Source organism: Gottfriedia sp. ABJ_BB2_2, assembly GCF_055484705.1.
On the sequence record NZ_JBVFKR010000006.1, the window covers coordinates 76209 to 96244 of the forward strand.

A 20036-nucleotide genomic window follows, 5' to 3' on the forward strand; every position below is an offset into this window, starting at 1 on the left:
TAGCATTGTTTCATATTAAAAGAGCTTTTGAAGCTTATATAGATGGATTTCAAGAAATAACAATGATTATTCCCAAAACAAACAAACAGACAGAGCATACTTATTTTCATTTGGTTCATGAACATAATCAAACTCGACTACCAGTAATTTCAAGAGTTGAGTTTGAAACATTTATTAAATATACAGTACATTCACCAAATACCCTTTTATTAGATCAATCATATGAAGTTGAAGATGAATTTGGTTTGCGGACAGATTTACAAGTGGGAGGAGTAATCCATTCTATTGAATTTGATGAAAAGTACGCTTATGAAGGCAATGATCTAGGTGCAACTTATACAACAAATTCAACGGTATTTAAAGTTTGGGCTCCAACCGCCTCTAAAGTTAAATTAAGGGTATATCTACGGACTGATGAAAAAGAGAAGTATACAGAATTTCTAATGGACCGAAAAAGTAATGGAGTTTGGGAATTCATTAAGAATGAAGATTGTGAAGGACTAGTTTATACATTTTTAGTATGTGTGAATTTAATTTGGAGAGAAGCTGTCGACCCATACGCAAAAGCAGTAACCGTTAATGGTAAACACGGTGTAGTAGTTGATTTATCAAAGACGATAAACGTTAAGAAAGCAACTAGCCCTTCTTTAGAAAGGTACACAGACTGTATTATTTACGAAGCGAGTATTAGAGACTTTACATCACATCCTTTAAGTGGGGTACAAAAGAAGGGATGTTATGAAGGTTTTTTTGAGTCAGGAACAACTTTTAATAATATGCCTACTGGATTTGATTATGTACGTAGTCTAGGTGTGACACATATTGAATTACTACCTTTTTTTGACTTTGAAGGAGTAGATGAAGAGAATCCATTCCAGTCATATAATTGGGGATATAATCCTTTGAATTTTAATGCACCAGAGGGTAGTTATAGCCAGAATCCTAAAAATCCTTATGTAAGAATAAATGAATTGAAAACGCTTATATCTACTTATCATGATGCTGGGCTTAGAATCATAATGGATGTTGTTTACAATCATGTTTATGATCTTCAAACTAGTCACTTTGAAAGAATCGTTCCAGGATATTACTTCAGACAAGATGAAAACGGTTTACCATCAAATGGTACTGGAGTTGGAAATGATTTCGCATCTGAACGATTGATGGCCAGACGTTATATATTACATTCACTTATATATTGGACGAAGGAATATGATCTTGATGGATTTAGATTTGATCTGATGGGTATTTTGGATACGATTACAATGAATCAAATACAAGAAGAGCTGTTGACATTAAAGCCAGATATTATTTTATTTGGTGAAGGTTGGGACTTGAATACTTCTTTAGAACCAACTCAAAAAGCGTCAATTCAACAAAGTCACCAACTTAAAAAAATCGGATTTTTCAATGATAAGTTTCGAGATGGCATGAAAGGTAGTACGTTTTCCATAAATGAATATGGATTTATTCAAGGGAAAAGAAATAATGATTATTTCGATGATTTATTAACTGGAAGCTTAGGAGAATTTAATCATTTATCATTGTTTAATCATCCAAACCAGTCAATCAATTACGTAGAATCACATGACAATCATACGATGTGGGATAGATTACAACTTTCTAATCCGAATGAAAGTGAAGACATCCTAAAAAAGAGACATTTATTGGGAACTAGTCTAGTGATTTTATCTTACGGTGTACCTTTTCTTCATTGTGGGCAAGAATTCTTTCGTACAAAAATGGGGAATGAAAATAGTTATAATGCCGGTGATACTATTAATAGTATTGATTGGGCAAGAGCAGAGCGTGAAAAAAGTTCTATTTTGGTGATTAAAGAGCTAATCAGTATTAGAAAGCGATTCAATAGTTTGAGATTTTCTTTAAAAGAAGAAATTCAAGCACATGTAAAACCCGTTAACCTACATCAGGATATAATTGGGTATCAAGTATCTGATATTAAAGAGATTGATGGCGTACAAGGGGTCATGGTGCTATTCCACAATGGTACGAATGACATTAAAATTGAACTGAATCAAGATGAATCTGGATGGGAATATTTATGGGATGGTAAGGAAAAGTATGATACTCAACATAAAGTTATAGATGATAATCAGTTGACCATACGTGCACTTTCTACGGTCGTATTAGTAAAATATTAGCAACTACTTGCAGATTCTAATCAAACGATGTAAACTTGTTTAAGATGGCTTATTACGGCTAGATGTAATAGGCTATCTTTCTTTTTGCTATAAATAATAAATACCAATTCAAACATATTTTTCAACAAGGAACGGAAGAAAAATGGATCTTATACAAGAAATACTAGGAAAAGAATGGACAATCTCGCCCGCTGGTGGATTTACTGGTGAAGCGTATATAGCTGAAAATAAAGATAAGAGACTATTTCTAAAGCGAAATTCTTCTCCTTTTTTAGCAGTATTATCTGCAGCAGGTTTTGTGCCGAAGTTAGTTTGGACAAGAAGACTTGAAAATGGTGATGTATTAACAGCCCAGGAATGGGTAATTGCGCGTAGTTTAGAACCCTTTGAGTTATCTGCGAAAGGGGTTGCTCAGTTTTTGCATCGTATTCATTCTTCAAAAGAATTGGTATATATGTTAACAAAACTTGGAATCAATCCATTAGAACCTCAAGAATTACTACAAACAATTGTGGGGAATTTAACAGAGGAATTTACTCAAAGTAAAATCATTGTAAAAGGAATTGAATACTTAGAGGAAAATATGCCCTCATTTAATCCAGACGACTTAGTTGTTTGTCACAGTGATCTAAATCACCATAATTGGTTATTAACTGAAACGAATAATTTATATTTGATAGATTGGGATGAAGCAATTATTGCTGATAAGGCATTTGATCTTGGAATGTTTTTGTTTACTTATGTTGAACAAAATGATTGGGATAAATGGCTTCGAAATTATGGCATTCGCTATACAGAAGATTTAATGAATCGAATGAAGTGGTATGTAGTTGCACAAACAATCATTTGGATAAAATGGTATACTCTTCGTGAAAATGAAAAGCAGACCCTTAAAATGGAAAGTCTGCTTGAAAAAATCTTAAATTGATGTAACAAAAATTTCCTCGGAAATTGTCATAAATTAAGAGTACGAATCAATATCTGATACCCACTCTGAAAGCTGATTTTGATGATTAGTAATATGTTGGTCTAAATCTGATGAATATTTTCCAGATTGACTATAGTAATATACATCATTTAACTTACTTTTTACATCATCAGTAACTTGATCGTTAGCTAATAAAGACTGTACCAATCTTTCAAGTTGCTCGCATTCTGAAACGGTACCGCAGCAATCTGATTGATGATTGGTTAAAATATCTTTTAAAATCGTTAATTGATGTTCGTGATTTAAAGGCATACATCCCACATCCTTTTTTAAGTAAGTACACTTAAAATAGTTTGTGTAAGACAATATGATTTTATACTATAGACGTAATAACCGAGTGCCATTTGTGCTTGGTTTTTTCTATGAAAAAAATGAAAAGTGTAGACGACTCGCCCTGCCCCGACAAGCATAAGGCGAGGACAGTTAAAGGTTGCCTCTTTAACCTTTAAATGGCATTGACTTATGACCTCGAGGGGCAAGTCGTTGGAACTAGACAAAACGAAAAGTGTAGACGACTCGCCCTAAATAGAAAAGTTAAACTTAATTCGATAATTTATAAAAAATAAATAAATATGGCGTATTTGAAGTCATTCGATAACGAGATAACTGAAAGGAAGTGCACAATATGCGTTTAAGACATAAGCCAGGTGCGGCTGATCAAATAAAGCAATATGCTCACTATGTTATTCCAAATCCAACAGAGCAAAAAGGGAAATGGAAGCAAGTGTTTGAAAAAGAACAACCACTTCACATTGAAGTAGGTACAGGTAGAGGACGCTTTATGGTTGAGATGGCGAAGGCGAACCCTCATATTAACTATATTGGAATTGAAAAGTATACAAGTGTTATTTCAGATGCATTAGATAAATTAATTGAAGCGGAAGTTCCGAACTTAAAGCTGTTAAATGTTGATGCGCAAAAACTAACTGACTTTTTCGAAGATGGAGAAGTAGATCGTGTTTACTTAAACTTCTCAGATCCTTGGCCAAAGGTGCGTCATGAAAAACGTCGCTTAACTTATAAAACGTTTTTAAAAATGTATCAACAAATTTTACATGCTGATGGTGAAATCCATTTTAAAACAGATAACCAAGGGTTATTCGAATTTTCAATCATGAGTATGGCGAACTTTGGTATGACAATTCATTTCTTAAGCTTAGATCTTCATAATAGTGAATTTGAAGGAAATATTATGACTGAGTATGAGGAAAAATTCTCATCTAAAGGAAATCGAATTTACAGAGTGGAAGCAGCATATCGAAAATAATAAAAGGACTAGCAAAGACAAATATTGTCAATGCTAGTCCTTTTTTATATTAGGATCTGTAAAAACTCAAATAAAGTAAAGACGATAGAACCAAAAATGGCTGTCATTCCAGTACTACTGAAATAATCGTGTGGAGAAGGGACAACTTGTTCAACGAACCATCCTCCAGCATCAGGTGAAACTTCACCTGTTTCACTTGGGGCAAATTTAAATAAAAGCAGAGCAATCAAAATAAATAATCCAACGAAAGGCGCTGTTGAAGTAAAATCTAAATCAAAATAGTAGCAAATAAGTGCTGAAACAAAGTACTCAACAACAATGACAATCACAATTTTGAAGATTTGTTTTAGAAAAAAGCTTTTTTGATTACCTTTTTCATTACTTAATGCCTCTTTCATCTTTTTAGCGTCTTTAAATTGAAAATAAAGACTGATAAAATACGCAATGAAAAATAATCCAACCGTAAATAACAAACAGATAATGGCTTTTAAAATGAAATAGTTGAAAAGAAAACTCATGATGTACCTCCTAGAATAAAAAAAACTCTTACAACAGTATACAATAGATTTGTAAAACAAGTAATATTCAGGTAATTTCGAAAAATGTTATAATAAATATGAGAAATACTGGAGGGGATATTCATGGAACAATTAAAGATTGGATCTTGTGTCATTCGATGGTTGAATGGTGGAAATACTCAGTTAGATGGAGGTGCAATGTTTGGAGTTGTTCCGAAAGCACTTTGGTCAAAAAAATATGTTGTGAATGAACAAAATCAAATACCTTTGCGTACAGACCCTTTATTTATTCAAACAAATGGATTAAATATTTTGATTGATAGCGGAATTGGTGTAAATAAATTAAATGAAAAACAAAAAAGAAACTTTGGTGTAACAGAGGATTCTAGCATAGAAGAACATTTATCAAAATATGGTGTAACAGTAGAAGATATCAATTATGTCGTTATGACTCATTTGCATTTTGATCATGCTAGTGGTTTAACGAAATTTGTTAATGGTGAATTCCAATCTGTCTTTTTAAATGCCAAAATCATTACATCTAAAATAGAGTGGGATGAAATGAGAAACCCTAATATTCGTTCAGCTAATACATATTGGAAAGAAAATTGGGAAGCTATTCAAAATCAAGTCATAGCATTTGAAAATGAATATTCAGTTACTGACGAACTGACGGTTATTCACACGGGTGGCCATAGTGATGGACATAGTATCATTAAAATCGAAACTGAAAATGAATTATTATTACATATGGGTGATTTAATGCCGACTCATGCACATAAGTCACCATTATGGGTTATGGCATATGATGATTATCCAATGACTTCTGTATATGCAAAAGAAAAATGGGTGAACGAAGGATTGAATAGAAACTCTTGGTTTACTTTTTATCATGACAATGTGTATAGAGCAGTAAAGTGGAATTCAGATGGGAAAATTCTTGAATCAATTCAAAAAGGCTAAACAGTAATAATAGCCCTTCATTGTTGATCCGATTTCTACGATTAGATGAATGGATCATGATGAAGGGCTTTTGCCTACATAACATATAGTTTGATTTAGTTTACATTATTATTAAACAATTTGAGCTGAAATTAATTCACCGTTTACGGCATTAATGATGAATGAATAGTTTGTAGTATGATTATCAGCTTCAACAACCGTGAAACCACCTTCATACACGTCACCCTCATAGTCAGGTAACTCTGCCCATTTAGGTTCTGAATGAATCCATGTACCTGTTACATTTCCATAGGATAAGAAGACAGGTTTAATTGTTTTTAAAGCTTTCTCAGCTGGTACATACTGTGAAGAGAGTTTTTTCTGTAGGTAAAGACCGCCTGCAATCCCTAATCCTAAACCGATTAATACACGTTTTAATTTCATTTATGCCACCTCTAAATATGTAATAGTTTACGTGAAAAATTATCTATACCTAATCTTAGTCAAATAGAGTCAATATTTCAATGATTAGCATTGGTATTATATGCTATTTTTCGATAAAATAAAGAAGAAAATAAAATGTTTTCTATAGAGAGGAACGAAAATATGAATCAAGATACTCTTCAACTGTTTAAATTTCTTACAGAATTACAAGGCGCATCAGGATTTGAGCATGAAGTTCGTCATTTTATGAGAAAAGAATTAGAGAAATACACAAATGAAATAGTACAAGATCGACTTGGTAGTATTTTTGGCGTAAAACGTGGTGTTGAAGATGGACCAACTGTAATGGTTGCCGGACATATGGATGAAGTAGGATTTATGGTCACTCAAATTACTGAAAATGGAATGCTACGTTTTCAACCACTTGGTGGATGGTGGAGCCAAGTATTACTTGCTCAAAGAGTCCAAGTTATAACAGACCAAGGTCCAGTTATTGGGGTAATTGGATCAATTCCACCACATTTACTAAGTGATGAATTAAGAGCAAGACCAATGGATATTAAAAATATGTTAATTGATATTGGTGCTGATAATAAAGAAGATGCAATGAAAATTGGAATTCGTCCTGGTCAACAAATCGTTCCAGTTTGTCCTTTTACACCAATGGCAAACGAAAAGAAAATAATGGCAAAAGCTTGGGATAACCGATATGGTTGTGGTCTTGCAATTGAATTATTAAAAGAAGTTCAAAATGAGACATTACCAAATATTTTATACTCAGGTGCTACAGTCCAAGAAGAAGTTGGATTAAGAGGTGCTGGGACAGCTGCAAATATGATTAAACCAGATATATTCTATGCGTTAGACGCTAGTCCAGCAAATGATATGTCAGGTGCAAAATCAGAATTTGGTCAACTAGGTAAAGGAGTTCTATTACGAATTCTTGATCGTACAATGGTCACACATAAAGGCTTACGTGAGTTTATTTTAGATACTGCAGAAACAAATAATATTCCGTATCAATACTTTGTATCACAAGGTGGAACTGATGCAGGAAGAGTACATACTTCAAACGACGGCGTTCCATCAGCAGTTATCGGAATTTGTTCACGCTACATCCATACAGCAGCTTCTATTATTCATGTTGATGATTATATGGCAGCGAAAGAATTACTTGTTAAACTTGTTAAATCAACAGACAAAACAACTGTTGAAACATTACGTAACTACTAATAAATCTAAGTTTTTTTATTTTTCTACACAGAGAAGAAGCCTTATATGGGCTTCTCTTTTATATTTGAGTAAGTATTTCTGATTAATTAGAAGAAGTATTGAGAAAAATTATTTAATGTTAGAAGTTGAATGGAATGTAGGACTACTTGACTCCTAAGGGAAATTCTGGAAATCTTGACCCCGTAGGTGTGAATGCGACGAGAAAGCACAGCGCCAGCCCAAAGATGTGTTGCAACAAATTCTCTAAAAGATAGTTTTTTTATGAAGTTGAATGGAACGTAAGGGTGCTCGACTCCTATGGGAAATGCTGGACAGCTGAGACCCCGCAGGAGGCCCACAGGATGTGGGGCATGCATGCGTTACGACAGGACGTCGTGGTTTTAGCATGCCTACCATTAAGGAGGAGGCTCAGCGCCAGCCCCATGGAAAGCGAGCATCATGGAGTGGAATTCAACACTCTTCTTTTATCATAGTATAAGAGCAAAAACAGAAACAACGAATTGGAGCCACTACAATGAAAATAACGATTGGTTCACTAAATCCGACTAAAGTAGATGCAGTAAAAAGTGTATTTCATCATTTTGAAGTAATTGGAAAAAACGTCCCATCGAACGTATCAAATCAACCGATGACTGACCAGGAAACAATGGAGGGTGCAATTAACCGCGCAAATAATGCAAAAAGAGAAGGCAATTCAGAAATTGGTATTGGTTTAGAAGGTGGAGTGATCATTGAAAATGAAAGATTATTTCTTTGTAACTGGGGTGCCCTTGTATATGAAAATGAAACAATTTTAGCCAGTGGTGCAAAAATATTATTACCAAGGGAATTTATTAATGAGTTGCAAAATGGTACTGAGCTATCAGAAATAATGGAAACATACACAAATGAAAAAGATATTCGAAGTAAAGAAGGTGCAGTTGGAATCTTTACTAACGGTCAAATCACAAGAACACAAATCTTTGAACATATCTCTAAACTATTATTAGGGCAATTTGAGTTTCAGATTGGCCATGGTACAACTAAGAAATAAGTCGTCATTTTTGCATATCGATAAAAATACGTTAAAATATAAGAAAACTAGACATGAAAGGAAGTAAATAAAATGGAAAAAATTACGTCAGTTGAACAATTTGAACAAGCAAAACAAGGAGAAAAGGTCGTTTTTCAATTTTCTGCGGACTGGTGTCCAGATTGCAGATTTTTAGATATGTTCTTCCAAGAAATTATCGATGAAAATAATGACTTTACTTTTTATTATGTAGATCGCGATCAATTCATTGAGATTTGCCAAGAATTAGATATTTTTGGAATTCCTAGCTTTGTAGCATTTAATAAAGGTGAAGAAATTGGACGTTATGTAAATAAAGACAGAAAAACAAAGGAACAAGTTGAAGAGTTTCTTGCTGGATTAAGAGGTTAATAAGGAAGGTAGTTCAATTGGCTAAAAAAACAACGTTAGATATCAAAAGAATGATTGAAAATCGTCTTAAGGACGAACAATGGAGTTTTATTTACGATCGAGAAAAAGAAGATCTACGTATAGAGGGAAAAGAAAGTCAAAAAGGGATGAGTGTTTCATTAAATAGTGCGGTAGCGAAATATGAATCTGAAGGTGAAGCAGCTTTTGAAGAATTAATTTATTACGTTGAAGAAGCTCTCACTGCAATGCATTCGAAAACGGTGTTTTTAGAAGAACAAGTTTTACCTGTTATTCGTGCAACTTCTTTCCCAACTGAAAAAGAAGAAGGAAATTTATTTGTTACAACTGAACATACAGCTGAAACAAGAGTTTACTATGCAATTGATTCAGAAAAAACGTACCAACTAATCGATGAAAATCTATTAACGAAATCTGGATATACGAAAGAACAGATTCATACAATGGCCCTCTTTAATTTACGGAAAATGCCTGCTAATATAAAAGAAGATACGGTTGCTGACAATATATTTTACTTTGTACGAACAAATGATGGTTATGATGCAAGTAGAGTATTAAATGGAACATTCTTAAAAGAAATCCAATCAAAAGTAAAAGGCGAATTATTATTAGGAATCCCACATGGAGATGTATTAATTGTTGCAGACATTCGAAATAACGTAGGTTATGATATAATGGCGCAAATGAATATGAGCTTCTTTGCAAGTGGGAAAATTCCGATAACATCACTTTCATTTGCTTATGAAAATGAAAAGCTAACACCAGTATTTATTTTAGGAAAACAGAAGAAACAGTAGAGAGGAAGAAATCAGTGAACATTTTTTATAATCTTGAAGGAATTGGTGATACACTTTTAATCACTTTAAAACAAATTCCATCAGAAGATCGAAAAGTAGAACGTAAAGGGAATATTGCCCGTGTTTATAGTGTACATACAAATGAAACTGTAGCTATTAATGTTTTTTCAGCATCTACATACGTTGATGTACAAGAACAAGGAGTCGTTACAATTACTGAACCATTGGTGAATACATTAAATGAATTATTAGCGAAAGAAGGCTTTACTGATTCATTAGTGTTAGACTTATCACCTAAATTCGTAGTTGGTTATGTTCTTGAAAAAGAAAAACATCCAAATGCTGATAAATTAAATGTATGTAAAGTTGACGTAGGAACAGAAACTTTACAAATTGTATGTGGTGCTCCAAATGTTGAACAAGGCCAAAAAGTAGTTGTTGCGAAAGTTGGCGCTGTTATGCCATCAGGATTAGTCATCAAAGATGCAAACCTACGTGGTGTAGACTCATTTGGAATGATTTGTTCTGCACGTGAACTTGATTTACCGAATGCTCCTCAAGAAAAAGGAATTCTAGTTTTAGAGTCAGATGCTGAAGTAGGAAAACCTTTCAATCAATAAATAAAAGCAGTAAAAAATGCTAGGGCCAATAATGGGCAACTAGCATTTTTTTATTATATTTAACTTATTTTAAGAAAGCTATTTTCTATTTAGATTTGAAATATGTCATTATTTAATTGATTTCTAAATTTTTATCTCGAAATATACTAGATAAAGCAGAATTTGTAATAATATTGTGTTTTTTGTCATTATATCACATGGTAAAATAGAAGATACGAAATGAAATAGAGAGAGTGAGAATAATGAAAAAGTGGTTAAAGAGTCTATTTAAGGGAGATAGCCTTAATGAGATGAAAGATGAGATTGACGAAAAGCCATCTGATGCTAGAGTATTACAATCGCACTCTATCGATATAAAAAAACAAGATGAAGTTGAACGTCCTAATTTTAGATTTCCCTTGCAATTAGATGACGATGTCATAATGAAAGAAGAACAAGATCACGAAGTCGACGCAGTATTCCAGAAGCAAAAAAATTATGATTTCTGGCAAAATAATTCTTCACAATCAACCAACCATAATCAAATAAATAGAGAAAATCAGACTTCATTCAAACAGAGAGACGATTTTTGGCATAGTTCATCGAATGTAATGAGTCAATCAAATAGAGAAAAAATCCAGCCTACATACAATCAAAGAGATGATTTTTGGCAGGATTCAACGAACTCAAAGAATCAATTACATAGAGAAGAAGTTCAATCTGTGTATAAACAACAGAAACATAATTTCACGAGAAGTGAAGAGATTCATCAAACAGAAAAAGCAGTACCTGAAAAAGAAGAAAAAGTTGATATTGTATTTCGACCTAAACGTAAAACTCCTTTTCGACCAAGTGAATATATTTCACCTATATATGGTTATCAAAAACCTGTTAACTCAGAAAATGAAGTGCAATCTGATCAACTATTAAAAAGAGAAGTTGCTGCTATAGAAGAAGTACAATCTCAGCCTGAAGTAATGACAGTTGAAGTTAACCAAATCGAGCTAAATCAAACAGCTCATAACTATCATCAAAATCAACAAGATTCGATTGAAAGCGAAGTAAATAGCACGCCAAGTATTCTTTCTGATGAAAAGCAAAGTGAAGAGCTTGTAGAAGACGTTATTCAAGAGAATTTGCAAAAGCATGATTATGAAAATAATGAGTTAAAGGGAATTGAAATTATTGAGGAAAAATCTGGTCAAGAGGACCATCATTCCGAGGCAATGCAACATGAAATTCATAATAACGTAGATGTCGTTACTGATATGAAACTCACCCCGGATCCAGTTGTTCCTTTAATAGAGGAAGAAATAGAAAAACCAAAAGTAACAGAGGTAATCGACACGATTGATTCTACAAATCTAGTCACAGATTATTACGAATTAAAGGATGAAGAAAGTAGTATTCAAGAAAGTGAAACTAAAGAATTTAATGAATCTTACGAAAAAGAGCCAGTTTCGAATGAGCAAAATAATACTGAAGACGAAGCAGTTGAGGTTCTAAAAGAAATCATAGAGAACGGATATGTAACTAAAGAGGAAGATATCATTCAAAAAGAGCAAGTTTCAGATTGTGAAGAAGAAGTTCATAATGGAACGACTGAAAGTATGATACAAATTGATAATTCAGAAAAAATGGGAAATCTGGTAGTCAACGAACAGTTAGATTCTGCTGAAGAAGAGATTGTAACTACTTCAAATCAACTCCAAAATGAACAGGAAACAATCGTTGAACAAAGTGAGCCTTCGATAGAAGAAGCATCTCAAGTAAGTCAGGTTGCACCTGAGAAAAATAACGAAGAGAAGCGGGAGAAAAAGCGAAATTTCCCATTCAATGTAATGATGCTAAGAAGTGATATAGAAGCTTCACGTAAGGCAAATATCATGAGACAGCTTCGTGAACTGCAAAATGAAGCAGCAGCAACTTTAGAAAAAGTGGACGAAGAAACAGAAGTGCCTGGTCAAAAAGCCGAAAATGCAACGACATCTTTAGAGAGTGAAATCGTAAAAGAACAACAAAGTGTAGAGAATCATGTAAATGAAAGTCCTTCAGTGAAACAGATAGACACGATCCATGAAATTACACAAACCAAAGATGACATGATAGAGTCATTACAATATGAAATTGTTCATGAAGAAATAATTGAGAATGCTTTAGAAAAGCAAATAGATGAAGTGATTGTTGAAACGGTTGATTCAATTGAAACAACGCCAAACCAAGATCAAGAAGAGCCAGTTATGCCACCAGTTCTTTATGAGTTACCTGAATTGGATTTATTAACTGAGCCACCGGTTGAACAATTTAATGACGGTGATTGGGTTGAATCGCAAAAAGAATTACTTCAAGAAACGCTACAAAATTTCAATGTTGGAGCAAAAGTCATTGCGGCAACACAGGGCCCGACCGTTACTAGATTTGAAGTACAACCTGAGCCAGGCGTAAAAGTTAATAAAATTACCAATTTACAGGATGATATCAAATTAAGTTTAGCAGCTAGAGATATTAGAATTGAAGCGCCTATACCTGGAAGAAGTGCAATTGGAATTGAAGTACCTAATCGAGAAAGTAAGCCAGTCTACTTAAGAGAGCTTGTTAGCGAGGATAAATTTTTACAAAGTGAATCACCGTTAACTGTAGCACTTGGTCTAGATATCGGAGGAGAACCTGTTTTTGCAGACATTTCTAAAATGCCTCATGGATTAATTGCGGGTGCAACGGGATCTGGGAAAAGTGTTTGTATCAATTCAATCTTAGTCAGTATTTTATATAAAGCTAAACCACACGAAGTCAAATTAATTTTAATTGATCCTAAGATGGTTGAGCTTGCGCCTTATAATCATATACCACATTTAATTTCTCCGGTCATTACGGATGCACGAGCAGCAACAGCGGCATTAAAGTGGGCATGTGATGAGATGGATCGACGTTATGATTTATTTGCTCATGCAGGTGCAAGAGATATCAAACGATTTAATGATTTGGCAAAGAAAAAAGGCGCTTATAATGATGAACTTCCATATTTAGTGATCGTTATTGATGAGTTAGCTGATTTAATGATGGTTTCACCAGGGGATGTAGAAACTTATATTTGTCGAATTGCTCAAAAAGCAAGAGCTTGTGGTATACATTTACTAGTTGCTACCCAAAGACCTTCAGTTGATGTAATCACAGGTATCATTAAATCTAATATTCCAACACGAATTGCTTTTACTGTATCATCTCAAGTTGATTCAAGAACGATTATAGATATTGGTGGAGCTGAAAAGTTACTTGGACGAGGAGATATGTTATTCTTAGATAATGGAAAATCTCAAGCAATTCGTTTACAAGGAGTTTATGTTTCAGATGATGAAATTGAACATGTAGTTGAAATTGTGAAAGACCAACAAAAACCTAATTATTTATTTAATCAGGAAGAACTTGTAGCAAAAGCAGATGCACATGAAGTAGATGATGAATTGTTTGAAGAAGCAGTTGAATTTGTTATTGATCAAAAAGGCGCTTCTGTATCAATGCTTCAAAGACGCTTTCGAATTGGATATAATCGTGCAGCAAGATTAGTTGATCTAATGTTTGACCACGGCATTGTATCGAATCAAAATGGAAGTAAGCCTCGTGATGTTCTTATGACATTGGAGCAGTTTCATTCTGAAGAATAAATTTGATGGCAGTAAGACTCTAAGAAACGAATGTTAAAGTGTTTTTGACCCATACTAGAAAAATAGAACGATACAATCAGCAGGTGAAGATTCATGGAAAAAGAATTAGATTTAAAATTAAAAGGTAAAATAAATCGTTTAACGAATCAAACATTTAAATTCGACGAGCGTATTGGTGAAGGATGGTTTTCAGCAGTTTATTTCTTGAAAACGAGGGAGATTATTAGAAAACAAAAGCCAGAAACTGAAGTTACTATGCAATTTTTCCAAAGAGAAAATGCAGTATTATGTGGAACAGATGAGGCTATTGCTCTCTTACAAACATTTGCAGACAGTCCTGAGGATTTAATCGTGCATTCGTTAAAAGATGGCGATAAAATAGAACCGTTTGAGACTGTATTAACGGTACAAGGTAAATATGCTGATTTTGGTTTCCTAGAAGGAATTATTGATGGAATCTTAGCACGACGTACATCTGTAGCAACAAATGTATATAATGTAAAGCATTCAGCAAAATCAGCTGGTATAAAGAAACCGATTATTTTTATGGGTGATCGTGATGATCACTTTACAACGCAAGCTGGTGATGGTTATGCTGCCTTTATAGGTGGCGCAACTGCACAAGCTACACATGCAATGAACGAATGGTGGGGCAATGAAGGTATGGGTACAATGCCACATGCATTAATTCAAATGTATAACGGTGATGTAGTAGAAGCCGCACGTGCATATACTGAAGTTTATCCACAAGATGATTTAATTGTCTTAGTGGACTATAATAATGATGTTATAAATGATGCGTTAAAAGTGGCTCGAGAATTCGGTAATAAATTAAAGGCAGTTCGTGTAGATACATCTAAAACAATGATTGATCAATATTTTATTGCGAATCCAGAACTGTTAGGCACATTTGATCCAAGAGGTGTCAATCCACCATTAATTTTTGCTTTACGTGAGGCACTAGATAAGGAAGGATACCATCATGTTCAAATCGTTGTAAGTGGTGGTTTTACAGTGGATAGAATTTTAGCATTTGAAAAACAAGGTGTGCCAGTGGACTTGTATGGTGTCGGTGGAAGCTTACTAAAAGTAAACATTGGATTTACTGGTGATAATGTTGAGCTAAACGGTGTACCACAAGCAAAAGCTGGCCGTAAGATACGTGAAAACAATAGACTTGAAAAAGTAGAGATGAAACGTAGAGATTGAGAAAATTGATACCAAAAAATCAGTTTCATAGTATAAGAATTTCGTGACAGTATGTATTCACTTCCATCTATTTCCTTTTCGTGTAACTGAAAAGGAATAGTCGTTTAGCTTGTAAAGTGATATAATACTATTTGCGTAAAAATATAAGTTAGTTATCAATAAAACAATAACTAGACTCGGCGATTTATTACTGCATCAAATTGAAAAAATAATGATGCCATTTCTTTTATTCACACATATACTGTCTAAGAGATAGGCCGTTGTATTAGTGATCGATTTTGGAGGTTCTTTTAATATGACAGTTTACCATTTTGTAGGAATTAAAGGTACTGGAATGAGTGCATTAGCACAAATCTTACATGACTCTGGTTTTAATGTTCAAGGATCAGATCAAGAAAAGCACTTTTTCACTGAAAATGAGTTACGAAAAAAAAATATTACGATTTTACCATTTGATAAAGAAAACATTAAAGAAGGCCAATTTGTGATAGCAGGTAATGCATTTCCTGACACACATGAAGAAATTGCTACTGCTATTGAAAAAGGTATTCCAATGGCTCGCTACCATAAATTCTTAGGTGAATTTATGGAGAAATTTACTAGTGTAGCAATCACAGGTGCACATGGCAAAACCTCAACAACAGGTTTACTTGCGCATGTTGTTTCTGGTGCGCGCCCAACATCTTTCTTAATTGGAGATGGAACTGGTAAAGGTGAGAAAGATAGTGAATATTTCGTATTCGAAGCTTGTGAATATCGCCGTCATTTTCTTTCATATCATCCAGATTATTGCATCATGACGAATATTGACTTTGACCACCCAGATTACTATAAAAGTGTGGATGACGTATTTGATGCATTCCAACAAATGGCTGATCAAGTTAAAAAAGGTATCATCGCATGTGGTGATGACGAGCATCTTCAAAGAATTTATACAAAAGTACCAGTAATGTATTATGGATTTAATGAAGATAATGATTTCCAAGCACGAAATATTGAAAAGCATACAAATGGTACAACATTTGATGTGTTTGTTCGTAATACGTACTATGCGACATTTGATATCACAGGATATGGTGACCATAGTATACTTAATGCATTAGCTGTAATTGCATTATGTCATTATGAAGAGATAGAAGTGGAAATTATTAAAGCTAGATTATTAACGTACGGTGGAGTAAAACGTCGCTTTAGCGAAAAAAGATTCGGGGATCAAGTGCTAATCGATGATTATGCACATCACCCAACTGAAATCCAAGCTACGATTCAAGCAGCACGTCAAAAATTTCCTGATAGGGAAATTGTTGCGGTATTCCAACCACATACATTTACACGTACTAGCAAATTTTTAGCTGAGTTTGCTGGAACTTTAGAAAAAGCAGATAAAGTTTATTTATGCGATATTTTTGGTTCTGCTAGAGAAGAAAAAGGGACGTTAACAATTGAAGACCTTTCAAGTAAAATTAAAGGTGCTCAACTTTTAACTGATGATAACATTGCCGATCTTCAAAACCATAAAAACAGTGTATTAATTTTTATGGGCGCAGGAGATATTCAGAAGTATCAAGCGGCTTACGAAAAATTATAAGACTTTTAAACCCATTTATGTTATTCATAGGTGGGTTTTTTATTGTGTTCTGAGCTTGTCGGACGAAGCATGTAACTTTTTTTCCGAAGGGATTTATTTTAGGAAAGAATTTTTAATGAACTTCTAAAATGAATGTCAATGGAGGTATTTTCTTAAATAGAAAGAAATATCCTGTGTAGACATCTTTTAGAAGTGAGGTGATTATGATCGGAAATGATTTTTATTGTGAGGAAGTATTAAGTGGTAAAACTAAAGTAAACATTGTTCACGAGACAGAGAGAGTATTAGCTTATCATCATACAAGGCCTTTTTATCCAATACATATTGTGGTCATACCAAAAAAACATATTTCTTCCTTGTTGACGATAGAAGAAGAGGATCAAGATTTGTTACTAGAAATGCTAAGTGTTATTAAAATTGTAGCGGGAAAAGTGAATTCAGATGCTGGGGCATGTAGAGTTTTAACAAATTTAGGAAATTACCAAGATTCTAAACATCTACATTGGCATGTTGCCTCAGGTAATCCACTTTAGATGAATGGAGGATTCAAATGATTACATTTTTTGAATATAATTGGCAAGTAAGAAATGAGTGGTTGGATTTGTGTGAAACCTTACCAAAAGAAGAATTGCTAAAAGAGCGAATTGGTGGAATCGGTAATATTCTTCATACACTACTTCACATTGTAGATGTTGAGTACAGCTGGATCAGATGTATTCAAGGAAAACCAGATGTAGAATTCGATTTTGATAAATATAAAACAGTAGAAAGTGTAAGAGATTTATCAAATGAGCTACAAATGGAATGTAAGCAATTTTTTCAATCATGGTCGAGTAAAATGGAGCATACACCAGTAAGAGCCTCATGGTCAAAAAATGAATTTACACAAGGTGAAATTGTGAGGCATATTATTGCTCATGAAATCCATCATATTGGTCAATTATCAATATGGGCAAGGGAGTTAGGGATACAACCTATTTCAGCAAATTTAGTTGGAAGAAATCTTATTGTTCATAACTGAAAATAAAAGCTCAGAGCAAGTTACTCTGAGCTTGTTATATTTAGTCTCTCATTCTCACAACATGTGGATAGATAGGATCCTTTAATTGGAATTCGTACGATATACCATCCACTAGCCCAACGACTTTTTCGCTATCATATAAATCAAGCATAAACCCAGCCATTTCTTTTGCAGTATGGTATCTAGGTATTAGCCCTTCGTAGTTAACGTCATGGTCTAAATCATAGGAAACTTTTGCGAATTCAGTTTCAGTTGCTGCAGGGGCTAATACTTTAGCTTGCATTTTTGCGCCGTTTCTCTTTAATTCATGAGATAGTCCTTCAGTAAATGCACTTACATAAAATTTAGTAGCACAATAAGTAACGGCATCGCCAACAATTGTGTATCCTCCACCAGATGAAACATTAATGATCTGCGTACCCTCAACGGCACTATAATCGCGAACAAAAAGTGATGATAGAATTGTCAATGCTTCAATATTTAAATGGAGCATGGATTCAATTTTGTTTAAATTTTGATCACCAATTGATGCAAAGTTTCCAAATCCAGCATTATTAATCCATGTTTCTATTTCTAAATTCTTTAGACTTTCATATAGATTGTACGCATTTTTAGAGATAGATAAGTCTGTAGGATGTATGATTACATCTAAGTCAGCATTCATTTTTTTAATTTCTAATTTTAATTTCTCCAATTCTTCAGTACGACGAGCAACAATCACTAAGTTTTTTCCACGCTTTGCAAACGCAAGAGCAGTTTCATATCCAATTCCTGAACTAGCTCCTGTAATGACTGTATATTTTTTCATATTATTTCCTCCTAAAATTTTATATATAATTGATTGTCTGGCGAATACGGATTTATTATACTGGTTAGAGTAAACTCTAAGTCAATAAATCATTTTTTGAGGTTTATTTAAATATGGGAGGTTTTTTGTGTATTCAATAGGTGAAGTATCTCAAAAGCTAGGAATAAGTGCACATACACTGCGTTATTATGAAAAGGAAAAAATCATTCTTCCTGATCGAAATGAAAATGGAGAAAGAATATATGATACAAACCACGTCCAATGGTTACAATTTGTTCTAAAATTAAAGGAAACACAAATGCCAATATCGAAAATTAAAGAATATGCTCATTTGTTTACCCAAGGAGAACAAACTTCTCTAGCAAGATTAAAGTTGTTAGAAGAACATAAAACCTCGATTGAAAATCAGCTGAAAACCTTAGAAGAAACAAACAAGATGTTGGAGAAGAAAATTAGTTCTTATAAAGATTTCATTCAAAAAAATTAACTTTACTTTGATATTCGTTAAAGGAGAAATGACATGATTTTAGAAGCCTGTATATTGATGGTTAAACCTGGGATGGAAGAAGATTATGAAGTGGCATTCAAAAAAGCATCCCATCTAATTTCTTCTATGAATGGGTATTTAGGACATGAATTGCAAAAATGTATCGAAGTGAAAGGAAAATATATTCTATTAGTTAAATGGAATACGTTGGAAGACCATACTATTGGATTTAGAGAATCTCCAGAATATCAGGAATGGAGGAAATTATTACATCATTTCTATGATCCATTTCCGACAGTTGAGCATTTTGAAAATGTAAAACTTTTATAATTTGTTAAAAAAACCTTATTGGGCTCATCCAATAAGGTTTTACTCATCAATCTACTCTTTCTTTTCTTCGGAACATAAAATATGCAATTAATCCAAGTAATGCTGCAAGCGCAAGAAATCCTAACCAACCATAATTCATATGAACATCATCGTCTGCTGGATTTAATGTATTTCCAACTGGTTTTGGTGTAACAGTTCTTTCGTAATAACGATTTGTATCTGATGTACCATTGTTATTCATTGTTCCATTATTCAACTCATCAACATTACGATTCACATCATTTTTCATATCGTTAAATTCATTTTTTGTGTTATTTAAAATGTTATCTTTGTCATCCATTACATGATTTGGATCATAGAAATCATGATCAAAGTCTCTATTGATACGTTTGTTGTTTTTTTCGTAGCTTTGATCTAAATTTGTTGAATCTGAAGCTGCAAATGCATTTATCGATAATAATAATGTGAGCATTAGAGTAGTTAGTGTTAATAAAATTCTGTTCATACAAGTCCTCCTTTAGGAATGTAGTATTACTTTTT

General features: G+C 33.6%; 21 protein-coding genes. 16 read left to right on the top strand and 5 right to left on the bottom strand.

The features are described from left to right. The first annotated feature begins 5 nt into the window (after positions 1-5). Both pulA and ACX6U0_RS14455 read left to right on the top strand, forming a co-directional pair. Positions 6-2162 (top strand): type I pullulanase, encoded by a 2157-nt coding sequence (gene pulA / locus ACX6U0_RS14450; protein WP_464960585.1) that lies wholly within the window; start codon positions 6-8, stop codon positions 2160-2162. Between the two features lie 142 nt (positions 2163-2304). Next, complete coding sequence (locus ACX6U0_RS14455; RefSeq protein ID WP_464960586.1) at positions 2305-3090, top strand: phosphotransferase family protein; 786 nt, start codon at positions 2305-2307, stop codon at positions 3088-3090. A gap of 33 nt (positions 3091-3123) precedes the next feature. On the opposite strand, the gene ACX6U0_RS14460 is transcribed toward ACX6U0_RS14455, so the two are convergent. Then, positions 3124-3402, bottom strand: coding sequence for a YtzH-like family protein (locus tag ACX6U0_RS14460; RefSeq protein ID WP_464960587.1), 279 nt, complete (start codon positions 3400-3402; stop codon positions 3124-3126). 373 nt (positions 3403-3775) lie between these two features. Between ACX6U0_RS14460 and trmB the strand changes: the two genes are divergently transcribed. Beyond that, a complete protein-coding gene (gene trmB / locus ACX6U0_RS14465; RefSeq protein WP_464960588.1) occupies positions 3776-4417 on the top strand; it encodes a tRNA (guanosine(46)-N7)-methyltransferase TrmB in 642 nt (213 codons plus the stop codon). 44 nt (positions 4418-4461) lie between these two features. Here trmB and ACX6U0_RS14470 read toward each other — a convergent pair whose 3' ends face one another. Then, the gene (locus tag ACX6U0_RS14470) at positions 4462-4935 is read right to left on the bottom strand and encodes a hypothetical protein (RefSeq protein ID WP_464960589.1); all 474 of its coding nucleotides are present in this window, start codon (positions 4933-4935) and stop codon (positions 4462-4464) included. Positions 4936-5058: 123 nt separating this feature from the next. Here ACX6U0_RS14470 and ACX6U0_RS14475 point away from each other — a divergent pair, with 123 nt between their 5' ends. Then, the gene (locus ACX6U0_RS14475; protein WP_464960590.1) at positions 5059-5898 is read left to right on the top strand and encodes a YtnP family quorum-quenching lactonase; all 840 of its coding nucleotides are present in this window, start codon (positions 5059-5061) and stop codon (positions 5896-5898) included. A 111-nt stretch (positions 5899-6009) separates the two neighbouring features. Here the strand turns inward: ACX6U0_RS14475 and ACX6U0_RS14480 are convergent, their stop codons facing one another. Further along, positions 6010-6321 (bottom strand): PepSY domain-containing protein, encoded by a 312-nt coding sequence (locus ACX6U0_RS14480; RefSeq protein ID WP_192603070.1) that lies wholly within the window; start codon positions 6319-6321, stop codon positions 6010-6012. Positions 6322-6483: 162 nt separating this feature from the next. Here ACX6U0_RS14480 and ACX6U0_RS14485 point away from each other — a divergent pair, with 162 nt between their 5' ends. The 10 genes from ACX6U0_RS14485 (at position 6484) to ACX6U0_RS14530 (ending at position 17871) form a co-directional block, all read left to right on the top strand. Further along, entirely contained in the window at positions 6484-7554 is a 1071-nt protein-coding gene (locus tag ACX6U0_RS14485; protein ID WP_464960591.1) for a M42 family metallopeptidase, read from the top strand. Between the two features lie 514 nt (positions 7555-8068). After that, the gene (locus ACX6U0_RS14490; protein ID WP_464960592.1) at positions 8069-8587 is read left to right on the top strand and encodes a DUF84 family protein; all 519 of its coding nucleotides are present in this window, start codon (positions 8069-8071) and stop codon (positions 8585-8587) included. A gap of 72 nt (positions 8588-8659) precedes the next feature. Then, entirely contained in the window at positions 8660-8977 is a 318-nt protein-coding gene (locus ACX6U0_RS14495; RefSeq protein WP_464960593.1) for a thioredoxin family protein, read from the top strand. Between the two features lie 17 nt (positions 8978-8994). After that, the gene (locus tag ACX6U0_RS14500; protein ID WP_464960594.1) at positions 8995-9792 is read left to right on the top strand and encodes a DUF1444 family protein; all 798 of its coding nucleotides are present in this window, start codon (positions 8995-8997) and stop codon (positions 9790-9792) included. Between the two features lie 14 nt (positions 9793-9806). Beyond that, a complete protein-coding gene (ytpR, locus tag ACX6U0_RS14505) occupies positions 9807-10412 on the top strand; it encodes a YtpR family tRNA-binding protein (protein ID WP_464960595.1) in 606 nt (201 codons plus the stop codon). A 242-nt stretch (positions 10413-10654) separates the two neighbouring features. Further along, entirely contained in the window at positions 10655-14053 is a 3399-nt protein-coding gene (locus ACX6U0_RS14510) for a DNA translocase FtsK (protein WP_464960596.1), read from the top strand. A 93-nt stretch (positions 14054-14146) separates the two neighbouring features. After that, entirely contained in the window at positions 14147-15262 is a 1116-nt protein-coding gene (locus ACX6U0_RS14515; RefSeq protein WP_464960597.1) for a nicotinate phosphoribosyltransferase, read from the top strand. A 295-nt stretch (positions 15263-15557) separates the two neighbouring features. After that, complete coding sequence (gene murC / locus ACX6U0_RS14520) at positions 15558-16850, top strand: UDP-N-acetylmuramate--L-alanine ligase (protein ID WP_464960598.1); 1293 nt, start codon at positions 15558-15560, stop codon at positions 16848-16850. 203 nt (positions 16851-17053) lie between these two features. Continuing rightward, a complete protein-coding gene (locus ACX6U0_RS14525) occupies positions 17054-17383 on the top strand; it encodes an HIT domain-containing protein (RefSeq protein ID WP_464960599.1) in 330 nt (109 codons plus the stop codon). 17 nt (positions 17384-17400) lie between these two features. Further along, complete coding sequence (locus tag ACX6U0_RS14530) at positions 17401-17871, top strand: DinB family protein (protein WP_464960600.1); 471 nt, start codon at positions 17401-17403, stop codon at positions 17869-17871. Between the two features lie 40 nt (positions 17872-17911). On the opposite strand, the gene ACX6U0_RS14535 is transcribed toward ACX6U0_RS14530, so the two are convergent. After that, complete coding sequence (locus ACX6U0_RS14535; RefSeq protein ID WP_464960601.1) at positions 17912-18679, bottom strand: SDR family NAD(P)-dependent oxidoreductase; 768 nt, start codon at positions 18677-18679, stop codon at positions 17912-17914. A gap of 127 nt (positions 18680-18806) precedes the next feature. On the opposite strand from ACX6U0_RS14535, the gene ACX6U0_RS14540 reads away from it, so the two are divergent. Further along, positions 18807-19166 (top strand): MerR family transcriptional regulator, encoded by a 360-nt coding sequence (locus ACX6U0_RS14540; RefSeq protein WP_464960602.1) that lies wholly within the window; start codon positions 18807-18809, stop codon positions 19164-19166. Positions 19167-19199: 33 nt separating this feature from the next. Further along, complete coding sequence (locus ACX6U0_RS14545; protein WP_464960603.1) at positions 19200-19496, top strand: antibiotic biosynthesis monooxygenase family protein; 297 nt, start codon at positions 19200-19202, stop codon at positions 19494-19496. A 46-nt stretch (positions 19497-19542) separates the two neighbouring features. Here the strand turns inward: ACX6U0_RS14545 and ACX6U0_RS14550 are convergent, their stop codons facing one another. After that, positions 19543-20001: a hypothetical protein gene (locus tag ACX6U0_RS14550; protein WP_464960604.1), complete on the bottom strand. Its 459-nt coding sequence runs from the start codon at positions 19999-20001 to the stop codon at positions 19543-19545. Positions 20002-20036 lie beyond the last annotated feature (35 nt).